The 14,381-nt window shown below is 73.2% G+C and carries 13 protein-coding genes; 9 read left to right on the forward strand and 4 right to left on the reverse strand.

Going from position 1 to position 14,381, the window contains the following annotated elements; all coding sequences use genetic code 11:
• Nucleotides 1-1,002, reverse strand: a 1,002-nt coding sequence (locus tag ABEB07_RS31350; protein WP_345671424.1) for a serine/threonine-protein kinase, incomplete at its 3' end; no start/stop codon positions are given.
• Nucleotides 1,003-1,171: 169 nt separating this feature from the next.
• Here ABEB07_RS31350 and ABEB07_RS31355 point away from each other — a divergent pair.
• The gene (locus tag ABEB07_RS31355) at nucleotides 1,172-1,693 is read left to right on the forward strand and encodes a hypothetical protein (protein WP_345671425.1); all 522 of its coding nucleotides are present in this window, start codon (nucleotides 1,172-1,174) and stop codon (nucleotides 1,691-1,693) included.
• On the opposite strand, the gene ABEB07_RS31360 is transcribed toward ABEB07_RS31355, so the two are convergent.
• Entirely contained in the window at nucleotides 1,665-2,126 is a 462-nt protein-coding gene (locus ABEB07_RS31360) for a pyridoxamine 5'-phosphate oxidase family protein (RefSeq protein ID WP_345671426.1), read from the reverse strand. The two genes, ABEB07_RS31355 and ABEB07_RS31360, sit on opposite strands and share 29 nt — an antisense overlap.
• Nucleotides 2,127-2,524: 398 nt before the next feature.
• Here ABEB07_RS31360 and ABEB07_RS31365 point away from each other — a divergent pair, with 398 nt between their 5' ends.
• Entirely contained in the window at nucleotides 2,525-3,376 is an 852-nt protein-coding gene (locus ABEB07_RS31365) for a DUF4097 family beta strand repeat-containing protein (RefSeq protein ID WP_345671427.1), read from the forward strand.
• Nucleotides 3,377-3,475: 99 nt separating this feature from the next.
• Here the strand turns inward: ABEB07_RS31365 and ABEB07_RS31370 are convergent, their stop codons facing one another.
• Nucleotides 3,476-5,524: a discoidin domain-containing protein gene (locus ABEB07_RS31370; RefSeq protein ID WP_425589120.1), complete on the reverse strand. Its 2,049-nt coding sequence runs from the start codon at nucleotides 5,522-5,524 to the stop codon at nucleotides 3,476-3,478.
• A gap of 380 nt (nucleotides 5,525-5,904) precedes the next feature.
• Entirely contained in the window at nucleotides 5,905-6,894 is a 990-nt protein-coding gene (locus tag ABEB07_RS31375) for an aldo/keto reductase (RefSeq protein WP_345671429.1), read from the reverse strand.
• A gap of 412 nt (nucleotides 6,895-7,306) precedes the next feature.
• Between ABEB07_RS31375 and ABEB07_RS31380 the strand changes: the two genes are divergently transcribed.
• The 7 genes from ABEB07_RS31380 (at nucleotide 7,307) to ABEB07_RS31410 (ending at nucleotide 14,367) form a co-directional block, all read left to right on the forward strand.
• A complete protein-coding gene (locus tag ABEB07_RS31380) occupies nucleotides 7,307-7,828 on the forward strand; it encodes a toxin-antitoxin system HicB family antitoxin (RefSeq protein ID WP_345671430.1) in 522 nt (173 codons plus the stop codon).
• Nucleotides 7,829-7,942: 114 nt separating this feature from the next.
• The gene (locus ABEB07_RS31385; RefSeq protein WP_176146900.1) at nucleotides 7,943-8,785 is read left to right on the forward strand and encodes a DUF4097 family beta strand repeat-containing protein; all 843 of its coding nucleotides are present in this window, start codon (nucleotides 7,943-7,945) and stop codon (nucleotides 8,783-8,785) included.
• 108 nt (nucleotides 8,786-8,893) lie between these two features.
• Nucleotides 8,894-9,877, forward strand: coding sequence for an ATP-binding cassette domain-containing protein (locus ABEB07_RS31390; RefSeq protein WP_345671624.1), 984 nt, complete (start codon nucleotides 8,894-8,896; stop codon nucleotides 9,875-9,877).
• Nucleotides 9,874-10,662 (forward strand): ABC transporter permease, encoded by a 789-nt coding sequence (locus ABEB07_RS31395; protein WP_176146899.1) that lies wholly within the window; start codon nucleotides 9,874-9,876, stop codon nucleotides 10,660-10,662. The genes ABEB07_RS31390 and ABEB07_RS31395 overlap by 4 nt, the downstream gene beginning before the upstream one ends.
• Nucleotides 10,663-10,863: 201 nt before the next feature.
• Nucleotides 10,864-12,084, forward strand: a complete 1,221-nt coding sequence (locus ABEB07_RS31400; protein ID WP_345671431.1) for an FG-GAP-like repeat-containing protein — start codon at nucleotides 10,864-10,866, stop codon at nucleotides 12,082-12,084.
• A gap of 209 nt (nucleotides 12,085-12,293) precedes the next feature.
• Nucleotides 12,294-13,565, forward strand: coding sequence for a cytochrome P450 family protein (locus ABEB07_RS31405; protein WP_345671432.1), 1,272 nt, complete (start codon nucleotides 12,294-12,296; stop codon nucleotides 13,563-13,565).
• Between the two features lie 133 nt (nucleotides 13,566-13,698).
• Nucleotides 13,699-14,367 (forward strand): TetR/AcrR family transcriptional regulator, encoded by a 669-nt coding sequence (locus ABEB07_RS31410; RefSeq protein WP_425589113.1) that lies wholly within the window; start codon nucleotides 13,699-13,701, stop codon nucleotides 14,365-14,367.
• Nucleotides 14,368-14,381: the final 14 nt, after the last annotated feature.

Here is a 14,381-nt window from a genome sequence, read left to right on the forward strand (position 1 = left end):
GCCGGCCAGGGCGACGGCCAGCACACCGGCCCCGGCCGGCGCGGTCCGCGGCGCGCGCCACCGGGCACGACGGCCGACGGCAGTGGGGGCGGCGGTCCCGGCGCCGACGGCGCTGCCGGCGCGGTGCGGGTGACCGGGCGGCCGCGCGGAGGGCAGCCGCAGCGTCATCGTCCCCGGTTCGTCCGGCGACGGCTCCGGCAGCGCCGCGGCGAACTCCCGGGCCAGTGCGTCCGGTACGGGCCGGTCGGCGGGCTCCTTGGCGAGGCAGCGCTCCAGCACCGCGCGGACGGCTCCGGTCACCCCGTCGAGGACGGGCGGACTGTGGACCACCCGGTAGCCGGCCAGATAGGGGCTGTCGGCGTCGAAGGGGCCGCGTCCGGTGACGCAGTACACGAGCAGCGCGCCGAGGGAGAAGACGTCCGAGGCCGGGCCGACCGTCCGGGCGTCGGTGAACTGCTCCGGGGACATGAAGGGCGGGGTGCCGATCACCTGCCCGGTCTCGGTGAGGGTGTGGTGGCTCTCCGCCGCCCGGGAGATGCCGAAGTCGATGACCCGGGGGCCGTCCTCGGCCATCAGCACGTTGGCCGGTTTCAGGTCGCGGTGCACCACGCCGGCCCGGTGTATGTCCCGCAGCGCCTCCGCCAGGCCCAGCGCCAGCGGCCGCAACTCCGCGACGCGCAGCGGGCCCTGGTCGCGGATGCGGGCGGCGAGGGACTGGCCGGGCACGTACTGGGTGGCCATCCAGGGCGACTCGGCTTCCGGGTCGGCGTCCACCACGGCGGCGGTGAAGGCGCCGCTCACCCGGCGCGCGGCGTCGACCTCCTGCCGGAAGCGGGCACGGAAGACGGGATCCTGGGCGTACTTGGCGTGCACGACCTTGACGGCGACCTCGCGCCCGGAACGCGATCTGCCCCGGTAGACCATGCCCATGCCGCCGGCCCCCAGCCGGTCGACGAGCCGGTAGCCGCCGACGGACCTCGGGTCTTTCTTGTGCAGCGGCACGGCGCCCCCTAGCTGCCCCAGTGGTTCCAGGCGCCAGAATACGGAACGGCGACGCGAGGCCGGCCCGGCGGAAGGGGCGTCCGCGCGCCCTTTCACAGAAGCGTCACACGGACCCCCGCCGCCACGCGCTTCGGCTACCGCGTCCCGGCCGAGCGCGGGAACATGCCGTATGGACCCCTACGAGATGGACCCCTACGGGACCCCGTCCGACGAGCCGGCCGAGCACCGCCGCTTCGCCGCCCACCTGAAGCGGCTCGCCGAGGCCGGGGCGGCCGACGAGATGTCGGTGATCAGCGCCGTCCTCCGCGATCCCGACCGCACGATGGCTCAGTCCGCCGTCGTGCGGCACCTGGACCTGAGGGCCGAGCGCCTTCACCTCGAACCCGCCTACGAACCGTGGCGGGAGTCGATGGCGCTCGCGGTCGTCCACCATCCCTTCCTGACCCGCCGCCTGGAGGAGTGGACCCTCCTTCGCGTCATCGTGCTGAAGCGGCCCTGGAGTCCGGACGCCCTGCTCGCCTCGTCCGACTGGCTCCAGCGCAAGGTGGCCGCCGCGTCCCGTGCCGACGCCGACGCGGTCGGACTCCTGGCCGAGCGCGGCCGCACCCGGCGCGTCCGCCACCTCGCCAGGACCACCGGCCGGGACCAGCGAAGGGCGGTCGTCACGCCAGCCACGCCCCGTCGCGCATGACGACTCGCCCGCGCAGTTCCCGCTCGCCGCGCCAGGCGCGCACCGTCCTCGGGACCACGCGCACGTACACGAAGGAGCCCTCCTCCCCGCGCGGGTCCCACCCGAACGTGTCGGCGAGGGCCCGCGCGCCGTCCGCGGGCGCCTCCTGGTCCGGAAAGCACTCCGCCTCGCCCTGGAGGAGCACCACGTCGTAGGTGTCCGGCAGCGACAGGCGCACGCGCGGCTCCGCGCGGACGTTGCGCGCCGTCACGGACGCGGCGTCGGTGCACATCCACACCGCCCGCCCGTCCCACGCGAACCACAGCGGCACCTGGTGCGGCCCGTGCTCAGGATGCGCCGTCGCCACCCACATGTCCCGCTCGACGGCCAGCCGTTCCCGGGTGTCGCGTACGCGCTCCGCCGTCGCGCGGCGGACGCCTTCCGTGCTCTCCATGCGGACCGACCCTAGCCAGCGGCCCCGGGGCGCGCCTGAGGCGCGGGACCTACTCCCGGCGGCCGAGGAACCCGGACCGGCGGAAGTAGGCCGCCCGCCGTCATGGCCGACGAAGCGGCAGCCCGTTCCGTGGACCTTGTAGCGGTACGGGCCGATGCGACCACTCCGCTCGATCCGGCGCGACCGGACCAGGCCGATGACGTCCGTTCCAACGGATGACGGGAGGGTTCTCCCGTGCGCGGAGGCGGAGGCGACCGCCCGTCAGGGCTGCGGCGAGTGCGGCCGATTTCCCCATCCCGCCCATCCGCGGCCGCGGCAGGCCCGGGAACCGCCGGCCCGCGTCCCCGTCGGGGACCCGCCGCCTCGGTTAACTTGCCGCTCCCGGGCATACGCATCCCATGACCTCATCGTGGAGCAGAACCAGCCGCCGGGACCGGGAGCGGGAGTCCCGCCGCGGTGGCCGCGCGGCCCGCGCCGCCGGGTGCTCGCTGGTGGTCGCGCTCCTCGCGCTGACGGCCTGCGGCCACAGCGACGGCGACCGCGACGGCCGGCCGCTGCCCGGAGCCGCCCGCGGCGAGAGCGGCGGGGAGTTCGAGAGGGCCGCCGTCGCGCACGGCAGCCGTCTCGTCATCACCACCGAGGGCGGTGTGCGGGTCGTCGGGACGGACGACGACAGCGTGACGGTGGAGGACGGGACGTTCGCCCACTGGGACGGTGACGGCGACGCGGGCACGCACACCCTCGACCTGCCCTGCGACCAGGGCGACGACCGGACCAGGGACAACTGCGGCGGCATGCCGCTCGTCCACGTGCCGGCCGGCGTCACCCTCACCGTGCGGGCCCGCAACGCCGGGATCGACGTGAGCGACGTGCGGGGCGAGCTGAGCCTGAGCACCGTCAACGGCGACGTCACGGTGCAGGACTCGGGCGCGAAGGAAGCCCGCCAGCACCTGGTGACCCGGAACGGATCGGTCCGCGCGACCGGTCTGGCCGGCCGCGGCGTGGGCGCGGAGACGGTCAACGGCGACGTCGACCTGCTGTGCACGACCTCGCCGGACACCCTCGACGGCGTGTCCCGCAACGGCTCCGTGCGGGTGACCCTCCCGGCCGACGCCCCGCCCTACGCCACCGACACGCGAACCGTCAACGGCCGCTCCACCGTGGACGTCCCGGCCGCCGGTGCGACGGACCACCGGTACCGGCTGACGCTGCGCACCGTCAACGGCGACACCGAGGCCCACCGGGGCTGAGGGACCCGGCGGGCGGCATACGGCGCCCGGCGTCGGCCCGGCGGACCGTCCGCGTCGGCCGGCGGGACCGGCCGGGGAGCGGCCGGCCCCGCCGTCCGGCTACTGCGACACGCGCACGTAGTCGACGAGCATCCTCTGCGGCAGCACGGTGGTGGCGTCCGGCGCTCCGGGCCAGTCGCCGCCCACCGCGTTGTTGAGGATGATGTAGAACGGGTGGTCGTACACCCACGGTCCCCGGGTCTGCTCCACCGTCGAGCGGTCCGCGGTGAAGAAGCTCTTGCCGTCCACCGAGAAGGTCATGCGGGTGGAGTTCCAGTCCAGGGCGTAGGTGTGGAAGGCGGAGGCGAAGTCGCTGCCCGCGACCGTGTACGGCGAGCCGTAGCCGTTGCCGCCGTTGTACGCGGGGGCGTGCAGCGTGGAGTAGACGGAGTCCGCGACCTTGCCGACGTGCTCCATGATGTCGATCTCACCGCAGTTGGGCCACGGCGTACCGGTCTTGAAGTTCGAGCCCAGCAGCCAGAAGGCCGGCCACAGGCCCTGAGTGCCCGACACCTTGATGCGCGCCTCGACGTGGCCGTAGGTGAAGTTGAAGTGGTCCGAGGTGTTGATCCGCCCCGAGGTGTACTGCCCGTTGGCCTCCTTGCGCGCCTCGATGACGAGGTTGCCGTTGCCGTCCATCGACGTGTTGTCGCCGTTGGTGTAGTACTCCAGCTCGCCGTTCTGGCCGTTGCCCGGGTCCTGGGTCCACTTCGCGGTGTCCGGCTTGCTGCCCGCCGGGCCGTTGAACTCGTCGCTCCACACCAGGTGGGTGGGGTTTCCCGGGTCCGCCGGGGGCGCCGGCGGAGCGGTGGGGCTGCCGCCCGTGCCGTACACGTCGAAGGTCCACAGCGAGTAGCCGTAGCCGTTGCTGCGCGCGGTGCCGTACATCCGCACCCAGCGGCCCGTGCCGTCGACGTTCAGCGTCTCCTTGAAGCCCTTGCCGCTGGAAGTCGAGTAGATGCTGGTCCAGTTGACGCCGTCGGGCGAGGTCTGGATCTGGTAGGCGCTGGCGTAGGCGGGGTCCCACTGGAGGACGACCTTGGTGATGTGCGCGCTCGCGCCGAGGTCGACGGCGATCCAGCCCGGGTCCACCCAGCCGTTGACGTCACTGGTCGCCCAGCGGGTGGCCGGATCCTCGTCGAACGCCTTCGCCGGAGTGCAGTCGAGGCAGCTGTTGGCGTTCTGGTACGTCGAGGCGGTGGCCGGCTTCTTGTACGACAGCAAGGTCGCGCCGTCGCCCGGCGGGGTCGTCGTGCCTCCGGTGAAGACCTGGAACTCCCAGAGCGAGTAGCCGTACTGGGTGGCGCGGGCGGTGCCGTACACCCGGACGTAGCGGCCGGTGCCGGTCAGGGAGACCAGTTCGGTGCCACCGGCGCCGCTGCTCGTGCTGTAGACGCCGGTCCAGGAGACGCCGTCGGTGGAGACCTGGATCTGGTACGCCTTCGCGTACGCCGTCTCCCAGCTCAACTGGACGCCACAGACGCTCTGTACGGAGCCCAGGTCGACCTGGAGCCACTGCGGGTCGGCGGCCGCGCTGGACCAGCGGGTGCCGGAGTCGCCGTCGACCGCCGCGCCGGCCGGGGTGCCGGCGTTCTCGGTGGAGGAGGCGGTGGCGGGCCTGCGGAGCGCGGCGTTCGCCGTCGAACACGCGCTGCCGGTGCCGGCCGTGCCGTACACCTGGAACTCCCAGAGGGACACCCCGTACTGGGTCGCGCGCTGGGTGGTGGTGAGGCGGACGTACCGCCCGGAACCGCTGACGGTGAGGTTCTCGGTGCCGCCCTTGCCCGTCGTGGTCGTGTAGAGGCTCTTCCACGTGGTGCCGTCGGTGGAGGTCTGGAGCTGGTACACGGTGGCGTACGCCGTCTCCCAGGTGAGGGTGACGGAGCTGATCGTCGATCCGGTGCCGAGGTCGACCTGGAGCCACTGCGGGTCGCCGGCCGCGCTGGACCAGCGGGTACCGGGGTCGCCGTCGACCGCGGCGGTGGCCGGGGTGCCGCCGTTCTCGGTGGAGGAGGCCGTGACCGGCTTCCCCTGCGAGAGGAGGGTTCCGGCGGCGCGGGCCGGGGCCGGCGTGACGGCCAGGGCGAGCGCGGCGACGAGCGCCGTCACACACGCCAGGACCGTCATGCGGAAGGGTCCGTGAAGGGATCGAGAGGTCCGTGAGGTCCGAGAGGTCCGAGAGGACCGGGAGGATGGAGCCGGGGGTCTGCCGAACACAGCGTCTCCTTGATGTCGCCGAGCGGTGCGGGAGCGCGCGCTCCGGCCGCCGACGGGCATCGAAGCCATCAGGGGCAGGGCAGGGCTTCGCGGGACGTCAGGAGGGCGAGCGGAGAGCGGGGCCAGGAGGGCGCCCTCCGGAACCATGCCCGCCCGCCATGCACCGGTCAAGAAGTTCCACGTCTTTTCTTTTACCTTGACTTAAGTGAGCGGACTTCCCTCCCCCGCGCCGGCCGCCCGGTGCGGCGGCCGGCGGCTGATCCCGGCGGCCGTCAGCGGTTGACCGACCGCATCCCCGCCTCGTCGTAGCGCTCGCCCGCCGCCTGGGGCAGCTCGGCGTCGATGCGGGCCAGGTCCTCCTTGGTCAGCTCGATGTCGACCGCGGCGGCGTTCTGCTCCAGGTAGGCACGGCGCTTGGTGCCCGGGATCGGCACCAGGTCCTCGCCCTGCGCCAGCACCCAGGCGATCGCGAGCTGCGCCGGGGTGACGTCCTTCTCGGCGGCGATCTCCTTGACCTTCGCCGCCAGCCGCAGGTTCGCTTCCAGATTGGCGTCCGTGAAGCGGGGGTTGGCGCGGCGGAAGTCGTTCTCGTCCAGCTCGTCCGGGGAGCTGAAGCGGCCCGCGAGGAAGCCGCGGCCCAGCGGCGAGTACGGCACGAATCCGATGCCCAGCTCGCGGCAGGCCGGCAGCACCTCGGCCTCCACGTCCCGCGTCCACAGCGAGTACTCGCTCTGCACGGCGGTGACGGGGTGGACGGCGTGGGCCCGCCGGATGGTCTCCGCGCTCGCCTCGCTCAGCCCGATGTGCCGCACCTTGCCCTCGGCGACCAGCTCGCCGAGCGCGCCGACCGTCTCCTCGATGGGCACGTTCGGGTCGACCCGGTGCTGGTAGTAGAGGTCGATGTGGTCGGTGCCCAGACGCTCCAGCGAGCCGTGGACGGAACCGCGCACGTGCTCGGCCGAGCCGTCCTGGCGGCCGATGCTGCTCATGTCGCCGGGGACGGCGTCGTCCATCCGGTAGTTGAACTTGGTGGCGATGACGTACTCGTCGCGGTGGCCCCTGATCGCCTCGCCCACCAGCGACTCGTTGGTCAGCGGACCGTAGAGCTGGGCGGTGTCGAGGAAGGTGACGCCGATGTCCAGGGCCCGCCGGATGGTCGCGATGCCCTCGTCCTGGTCGGTGGTGCCGTAGAAGGCGGACATCCCCATGCATCCGAGCCCGATGGCCGATACCTGGAGGTCCCGCAGACTGCGCTCCTGCATGAGGGTCCTTTCCCGCACTGTCGATCGTCGTCCGTCCGGCGCGAGGGCCTGCTTCCATCCAGCGACGGTTTCCGCCGCCCCGCATCCCGTGGCGGGCGGCCCGCCACGCGCCCTCGCGAGCCGTACGTCCGCGACGCTACGAGTTGAAGTGCGCTCCAAGTCAAGCGGCGCGGATCGGTGGGTGCGATCTGTGGTGCCACGTGGCGCGGTCGATGGCTCCGCGTGGTGCCACTCGGTGCGCCAAGTGGTGCCACCATGAGGATGCGAGGGGGTGCGAGAGCCTCAGGAGTGCTATTCGGAGCCAACTTGTTCTGTGTATTTCCGCAGTTCAACGGGGTACGTGTCGGATCGCTCGCGGACTCGGTGCCAAAAAGACTTGCGGATGATGCCACTTTGACGCCATGATGGCGTCATGGATCTCACCCCGTACGTCGACACCCTCCGCCGCGAACTGGCGGTGGCCGCCGAAGCCGGCGGCGACGAAGCCCGCGAGCTGGCCGAGCGGCTCACCGCGCCCCTGGAGTCGGCGACCCGGCTGACGCTGCTGCACGTGCTCTCCGCCGCGATGGACGAGATCACCCGCGAACTCGCCCCCGGCTCGGTCGACGTGCGGCTGCGCGGGCTCGACCCCGACTTCGTGGTGACGCCGCCGCCCGCCGACCGCGTCCCCATGGACGAGGCCGCCGCCGTACCCGCCGAAGCGCTCGGCTCCCCGGCGCCGGCCGACGGCGACGAGGGCGGCACCGCCCGCGTCAACCTGCGTCTGCCGGCCCATCTCAAGGCCCGCGCGGAGGAGGCCGCCGCCCGCGAGGGCCTGTCGGTCAACGCGTGGCTGGTGCGCGCCGTCTCCGCCGCGGTCGAGGGCGGCGCCCGGCCCCGCACCGCGGAGCGGGCCAAGAACACCGGACACAGCTTCACGGGCTGGGTGCGCTAGCCGGACCGCGCTCCTCCCGCGCCCCTTCCTTCCCCTCACGTCCCTGCGCGCCGCCTCATCCACAGCACGCTCCCGCGGCCGGGACGCCCCAAGACTCACGAGGACGGTACAGCCATGCCTTCTTTCGACACTCCCGGACCGATCGCGGTGACCGCCCACGTCGGCGCCGGATCCCTCCACCTCACCGCGGGCGACCGCACCGACACGGTCGTGGAGGTGCGCCCCGGCGACCCGAAGCGGGACAAGGACGTGCGGGCCGCCGAACAGACGGAGGTCGGCTACGCGAACGGCGTCCTGACCGTCCGGACGAAGGAGCGCGTGTTCATCGGCCCCTCCGGCGTCGTCGCCGTGACGATCGACCTGCCCACGGGCTCGCACGTGGACATGACCGGCTCCTGGACCCAGGTGCTCGGTGAGGGCCGGCTCGGCGAGGTGCGGGTGAAGACCTCGGGCGGCGACGTCCGCCTCGACACGGCCGGCCCACTCCAGCTGACCGCCTCCCACGGCTCGATCACGGTGGACCGGGTCGAGGGCGCGGCCGAGATCACCACCAGCTCGGGCAGCCTGCGCGTCGGTCACGTCGACGGCTCCGCCGTCCTGAAGAACTCGCACGGCACCACGGTCGTCGGCAGCGCGACCGGCGAACTCCGGGTGAGCGGCGCCAACGGCGACATCGACATCCGGCGCGCCGAGGACTCCGTCACCGCCACCACCGCCCACGGCACCCTCCGGGTCGGCGAAGTGGTGCGCGGCGAGGTCCAGTTGAAGACCTCCTACGGCGCCATCGAGGTCGGCATCCGCGAGGGCACCGCCGCCTGGCTCGACGCCCACTCGGACTCCGGGCAGGTGCGCAACACGCTCACCGCCTCCCGGACCCCCGCGGAGACCGAGGAGACCGTGAAGATCCACGCCCGCACCCGGTACGGCACCATCGACGTCCGCCGCGCCCGGCCCTGACCGCCGGCCCGTCCGCGGCGGACCCGTCCGCGCCCCCGGTGACGTCAACCTCCCGCAACCAGTGACTCCGGCCTCCTGAAAGGGGAGTGCTCCATGCCTACATCTGTCATGCCCACGTCCAAACGAAACGGTCCGCGGCCGCCCGCCGCCGTCTTTGCCGTCGGTCTGCGCAAGTCCTACGGCGACAAGGCCGTGCTCGACGGCATCGACCTGGCGATCCCGGCCGGATCCGTGTTCGCGCTGCTCGGACCCAACGGCGCCGGCAAGACCACCACCGTCAAGATCCTCTCCACGCTGATCGCCGCCGACGGCGGACAGGCCCAGGTCGCGGGCCACGACCTCGCCGGCGATCCGCAGGCCGTGCGTGCCGCGATCGGCGTCACCGGACAGTTCTCCGCCGTGGACGGCCTGATCACCGGCGAGGAGAACATGCTCCTCATGGCCGACCTCCACCACCTCACCCGGCGCGAGGGGCGGCGCGTCAGCGCCGGCCTGCTGGAGCGCTTCGACCTGACCGAGGCCGCCAAGAAGCCCGCCGCCGCCTACTCCGGCGGCATGAAGCGCCGCCTGGACATCGCCATGACCCTGGTCGGAAGTCCGCGGATCATCTTCCTCGACGAGCCCACCACCGGCCTCGACCCGCGCTCACGGCACGCCATGTGGCAGATCATCCGCGAACTCGTCGCCGGCGGCGTCACCGTCTTCCTCACCACCCAGTACCTCCAGGAAGCCGACGAACTCGCCGACCGCATCGCCGTCCTGAACGACGGCCGGATCGTCGCCGAGGGCACCGCCGACGAACTCAAGCGGCTCGTCCCCGGCGGCCACGTCCGCCTCCGCTTCACCGACCCGGCCGCCTACCGCGCCGCCGCCTCGGCCCTGGGCGACGCCACCCGCGACGACGCGTCCCTCACCCTGCGACTCGCCGGCGACGGCAGCCAGCGCGCGCTGCGCTCCGTCCTCGACCGGCTGGAGTCGGCCCGCGTCGAGGCCGACGAACTGACCGTGCACACCCCCGACCTCGACGACGTCTTCTTCGCCCTGACCGGCGGCGCCGACGTCCCCGACCAGCACGAGGAGACCGTCCGATGAACTCCCTCCCGCTCGCCGCCCGCGACGCCTCCACGATGCTGCGCCGCAACCTCCTGCACGCCCGGCGCTACCCGTCCCTGACCCTGAACCTGCTGTTCACACCGGTCATGCTGCTGCTGCTCTTCGTCTACATCTTCGGTGACGTGATGAGCGCCGGCATCGGCGGCGGGGCGGGACGCTCCGAGTACCTCGCCTACCTCGTGCCGGGCATCCTGATGCTGACCATCGGCGGCACCACGATCGGCAGCGCGGTGTCCGTCTCCATGGACATGAACGAGGGCGTCATCGCCCGCTTCCGCACGATGGCGATCCACCGCGGGTCGGTGCTCATCGGGCACGTCGTCGGCAGCGTCCTCCAGTGCGTGCTGAGCGTGGTCGTGGTCGGGGCCGTGGCGGTGGCCATCGGATTCCGGTCCGTGGACGCCACCGTCCTCGACTGGGTCCTGGCGGTGGGGCTGCTGACCCTCGTCTCCCTCGCCCTCACCTGGATCGCGGTCGGCATGGGCCTGTCCAGCCCGAACGCGGAGGCGGCGAGCAACAACGCCATGCCGCTGATGGTCCTGCCGCTCCTGTCCAGCGCCTTCGTGCCGGTCGACGCGATGCCGGGCTGGTTCCGGCCGATCGCCGAGTACCAGCCGTTCACCCCGGCCATCGAGACGCTGCGCGGGCTGCTGCTCGGCACCGAGACCGGCCACAACGCGTGGCTGGCCGTGGTCTGGTGCCTGGCGCTGGCCGTGCTCGGCTACGTGTGGTCCCGGTCGCTCTTCGAGCGCGAGCCGAAGTAGCGGCCACCGCGCCACCGCGCCACCGCGCGCGGCCGTTTCGGGTGCCGGCCTGCCGGGCCGGCCGACGAAACGCGCGCACCTGACGTGAGTGCGTCGTCGCTCCGGCCGGCCGTGCTCGGCGTGCTGATTGATCTTCGAACGAGGTATCTTCCTCTCGCGGCGCGTCGAGCGTCTCTCCGCGCCGCGACAGGGAGGGAACACATGCGCGTATCACCGCTTCGGCGTCTGGCCACGTTGGCCACGACACTGGGGCTCGCCTCACTCGGGCTGCTCGGCGCGGGCGGCGCGCCCGCACAGGCCGCGACCGGCGACTGCCCGTCGGGCTACTTCTGTGCCTGGAAGACCGAGAACGGCACCGGCACCATGTTCAAGACCAACACCGACAAGGCGACGCTCGGCGCCTGGGACAACACGTTCAAGTCGGTGGTGAACCACACGTCCAAGTACGTCTGCCTGTACGACGACCCGGGCTACGGTCAGGCCGGCTCCGTCGACGTGTGGGCGCCGGACCCCGCGGGCACGGAGTGGGGCCACGCGTTCGGCGCCACCAGTTCGGTGAAGTTCGTGTCCACCGAACGGGAGTGCTCCCTGGGCCCCTACCCGCAGTGGTACTCCTCGCCCGCGCCCAAGGCGGCGGGCTTCGGCGACCTGGACGGCGACCGCCGGGCCGACGTCCTGGTCCGCGACAAGGCGGGCCGGCTGTGGTTCCTGCCCGGGGACCAGTCCGGCAAGCTGGTCGGCACCGGCGGCTGGAACGCGTTCAACGCCCTCGTCCGGCACGGCGACTTCAGCGGTGACGGCCGCGAGGACGTGATCGCCCGCGAGAAGTCCACGGGCAAGCTGTGGCTGTACCCGGGCACCGGCACCGGCGCTCTCGGCGCGCGCAAGCTCGTCGGCACCGGCGGCTGGAACGCCATGAGCCGGATCGCCGGCGTCGGAGACCTCTCCGGCGACGGCCGCGCGGACCTGCTGGCCGTCGAGAAGTCCACGGGCAAGCTGTGGCTGTACCCGGGCACCGGCACGGGCGCTCTCGGCGCGCGCAAGCTCGCCGGCACCGGCGGCTGGAACGCCATGAACGCGCTGGTCGGCGCGGGCGACATGAACGGCGACGGCCGTGCCGACCTGGTCGGCCGCGAGGCGTCCACCGGCAAGCTGTGGCTGTACCCGGGCAAGACCGGTTCCCTCGGTTCCCGGAAGCTGATCGGCGCCGGCGGCTGGAACGTCATGGACACCATCCTCGGCCTGGGCTACGTCAACGGCGACGCACACGTCGACCTCGTCACCACGACCACCAGCGGCTTCGTCGGCGACGGGTGCCGGGGCGCCGGCTGCCAACTGGTGTACGACGGCCGCGGCGACGGCGCGCTGAACGCCGGAGCGGTCACGGGCGACGACTGGTGGAAGCTGAACGGCGTCTTCTGACCGGGCACGACCACTGATCGAGCGAAGGGCCTCCGCCGTCGGGCGGGGGCCCTTTCGCCGTCCCCTGGGGTCCGCCGTCGCCACCGCACCGGCGCGGGCCATGGTGCCGGGCCCCCGGGAGGAGAAACGGGGAGTGCTCCCCACTTCATGCTAGGGTCGTCCGACGCCTGTGCGGGGAATGGTCCCCGCTTCTGTCCCGGGAGCCGCCGATGTGCCCGCAGCACCAGCACCCCACCGTTCGACTCGCCGATCTCACCCACGACTTCACCGCCGATCCCCACTCCGCCTTCACCGCGCTGCGTTCCCGCGGGCCCGTCCACCACGTGCGTTTCCCCACCGGGGACGAGTCCTGGGCGGTGGTCGGGCACGAGGAGGTGCGGGCCGCGTTCGTCGACCCCAGACTGCGCAACGACGTGCGCCACTCGGCCGAGTTCGAGGACGACGGGCTGTACGCCGTGGGCCGCAACATGCTCCAGGTCGATCCGCCCGACCACACCCGTCTGCGCACGCTGGTGGCGCGCGAGTTCACCGCCCGCCGCGTCCAGGCGCTGCGCCCCCGCGTCCAGGAGGCGGCCGGCGCGCTCCTGGACGCCGTGGCCGCCGACGGCCGCGCGGACTTGGTGGCCGCGTACGCCCACCCGCTGCCGCTCACCATCATCTGCGAGCTGCTCGGCGTGCCGGAAGCGGACCGGCCCGTCTTCCAGGCGTGGTCCGTGAAGGTCGTCGCCCTCGACGAACCGGAGGAGTCCGGCCGCGCCTCGCGGGAGATGGCCGCGTACCTCATGGGGCTGGCGGAGGAGAAGCGGCGGCAGCGCGAGGCGCCGGAGAGCGATCTGCTGCACGCCCTGGTCCGCAGTCACGACGGGGACCGCGCCGACGGTCACGACGGGACGGACGGGAAGGACGGCAGGAACGGAAACGCCGGTGACCGCGCCGACCGGCTCAGCTCCGAGGAACTGCTCGGCATGGCCTTCCTGCTGCTCGTCGCCGGGCACGAGACCACCGTCAACCTGATCTCCGGCGCCGTCCACCTGCTGCTCGGCCATCCCGAGCAGCTCGCCGCCCTCCGCGCCGACCCCGGCCTGCTGGAGGGCGCCGTGGAGGAGACGCTCCGCTTCGAGCCGCCCGTGCCGGCCGGCGCCTACCGCTACGCCGCCGAACCGGTCACCCTCGGCGGCGTCCGGATACCCGCCGGCGCGCGCGTCGTGCTCTCCATCGCCGCCGCGAACCGCGACCCCGCCCGCTTCCCCGCCCCCGAACGGTTCGACATCCGGCGCGATCCGGCCGAGACCCGCGCCCACCTCGCCTTCGGGCGCGGACTGCACCACTGCCTGGGCGCCCCGCTGGCCCGCCTGGAGGCGACCGCGGCCCTGCGCCTCCTGCTGGAGCGCTTCCCCCGCCTGGCCTTCGACGGCGACGGCGCCCCGCGGTGGCGCACCAGTCTCATGCGGGGACTGCGGGAGCTGCCGGTGCGCTGGTAGACGCACCGCCTCCCCGGCGCCGGCTCCCTCCCGGCACGGAGCCGGCGCGCCCGGGGAGGCGTCCCCGGCCGCTCGACCGGCGGTAGCATGCGGTCCGGGGAGTGCTCTCCGCCGCGGGGAGAGGACGAGGACGATGGAGTCGGGGATGGGTGGCCACGCGCCGACCGGGCGCCGCGACGCGCTGCGCAACCGGACACTGCTGACGCGGACGGCCCGCGAGGTGTTCGCCGAACAGGGCTTGGACGCCCCGCTGGACGTCATCGCCCGGCGCGCGGGGGTGGGCAACGCGACCCTCTACCGTCACTTCCCGACCCGCGCCGCGCTCGTGGACGAGGTCTTCCGGGACGCCCTCACGGAGACCATGGCCGCCGGCACCCGAGCCCGCGCCGCCGAGGACGCCTGGACCGGGCTGACGCGGTACCTGCACGCCGTGTTCGCGACGCTCGCCGCGGACCGCGGCACCAACGACCTCATGACCACGAGCCTGGAGGGCGTGACCTCGCTCGACGCCGTCCACGCCCACAACCGCGCCACCGTCGAGGAGTTGCTCCGCCGCGGTCAGGCGCAGGGCACCGTCCGCGCGGACCTCACCACCGAGGACGTCCTCCTCGCCCTGGCGGCGCTGGGCCGGGTCGTCCCCGCGCTGAGCGCGGCCGGCCCGGACGCCTGGGCCCGCCCGCTCGCCCTGCTCCTCGACGGCTTCCGCGCCCGTCCGGCCGCGCCCGCGCTGCCCGCGCCGCCCCTGACCGAGGCTCAGCTCGGCACCGTACTCCTCGCACTCGGTCCGCACCGGCGGCGTTGAGGACGGCCGCCTTC

This window comes from Streptomyces similanensis (assembly GCF_039543625.1).
GTDB lineage: Bacteria > Actinomycetota > Actinomycetes > Streptomycetales > Streptomycetaceae > Streptomyces > Streptomyces similanensis.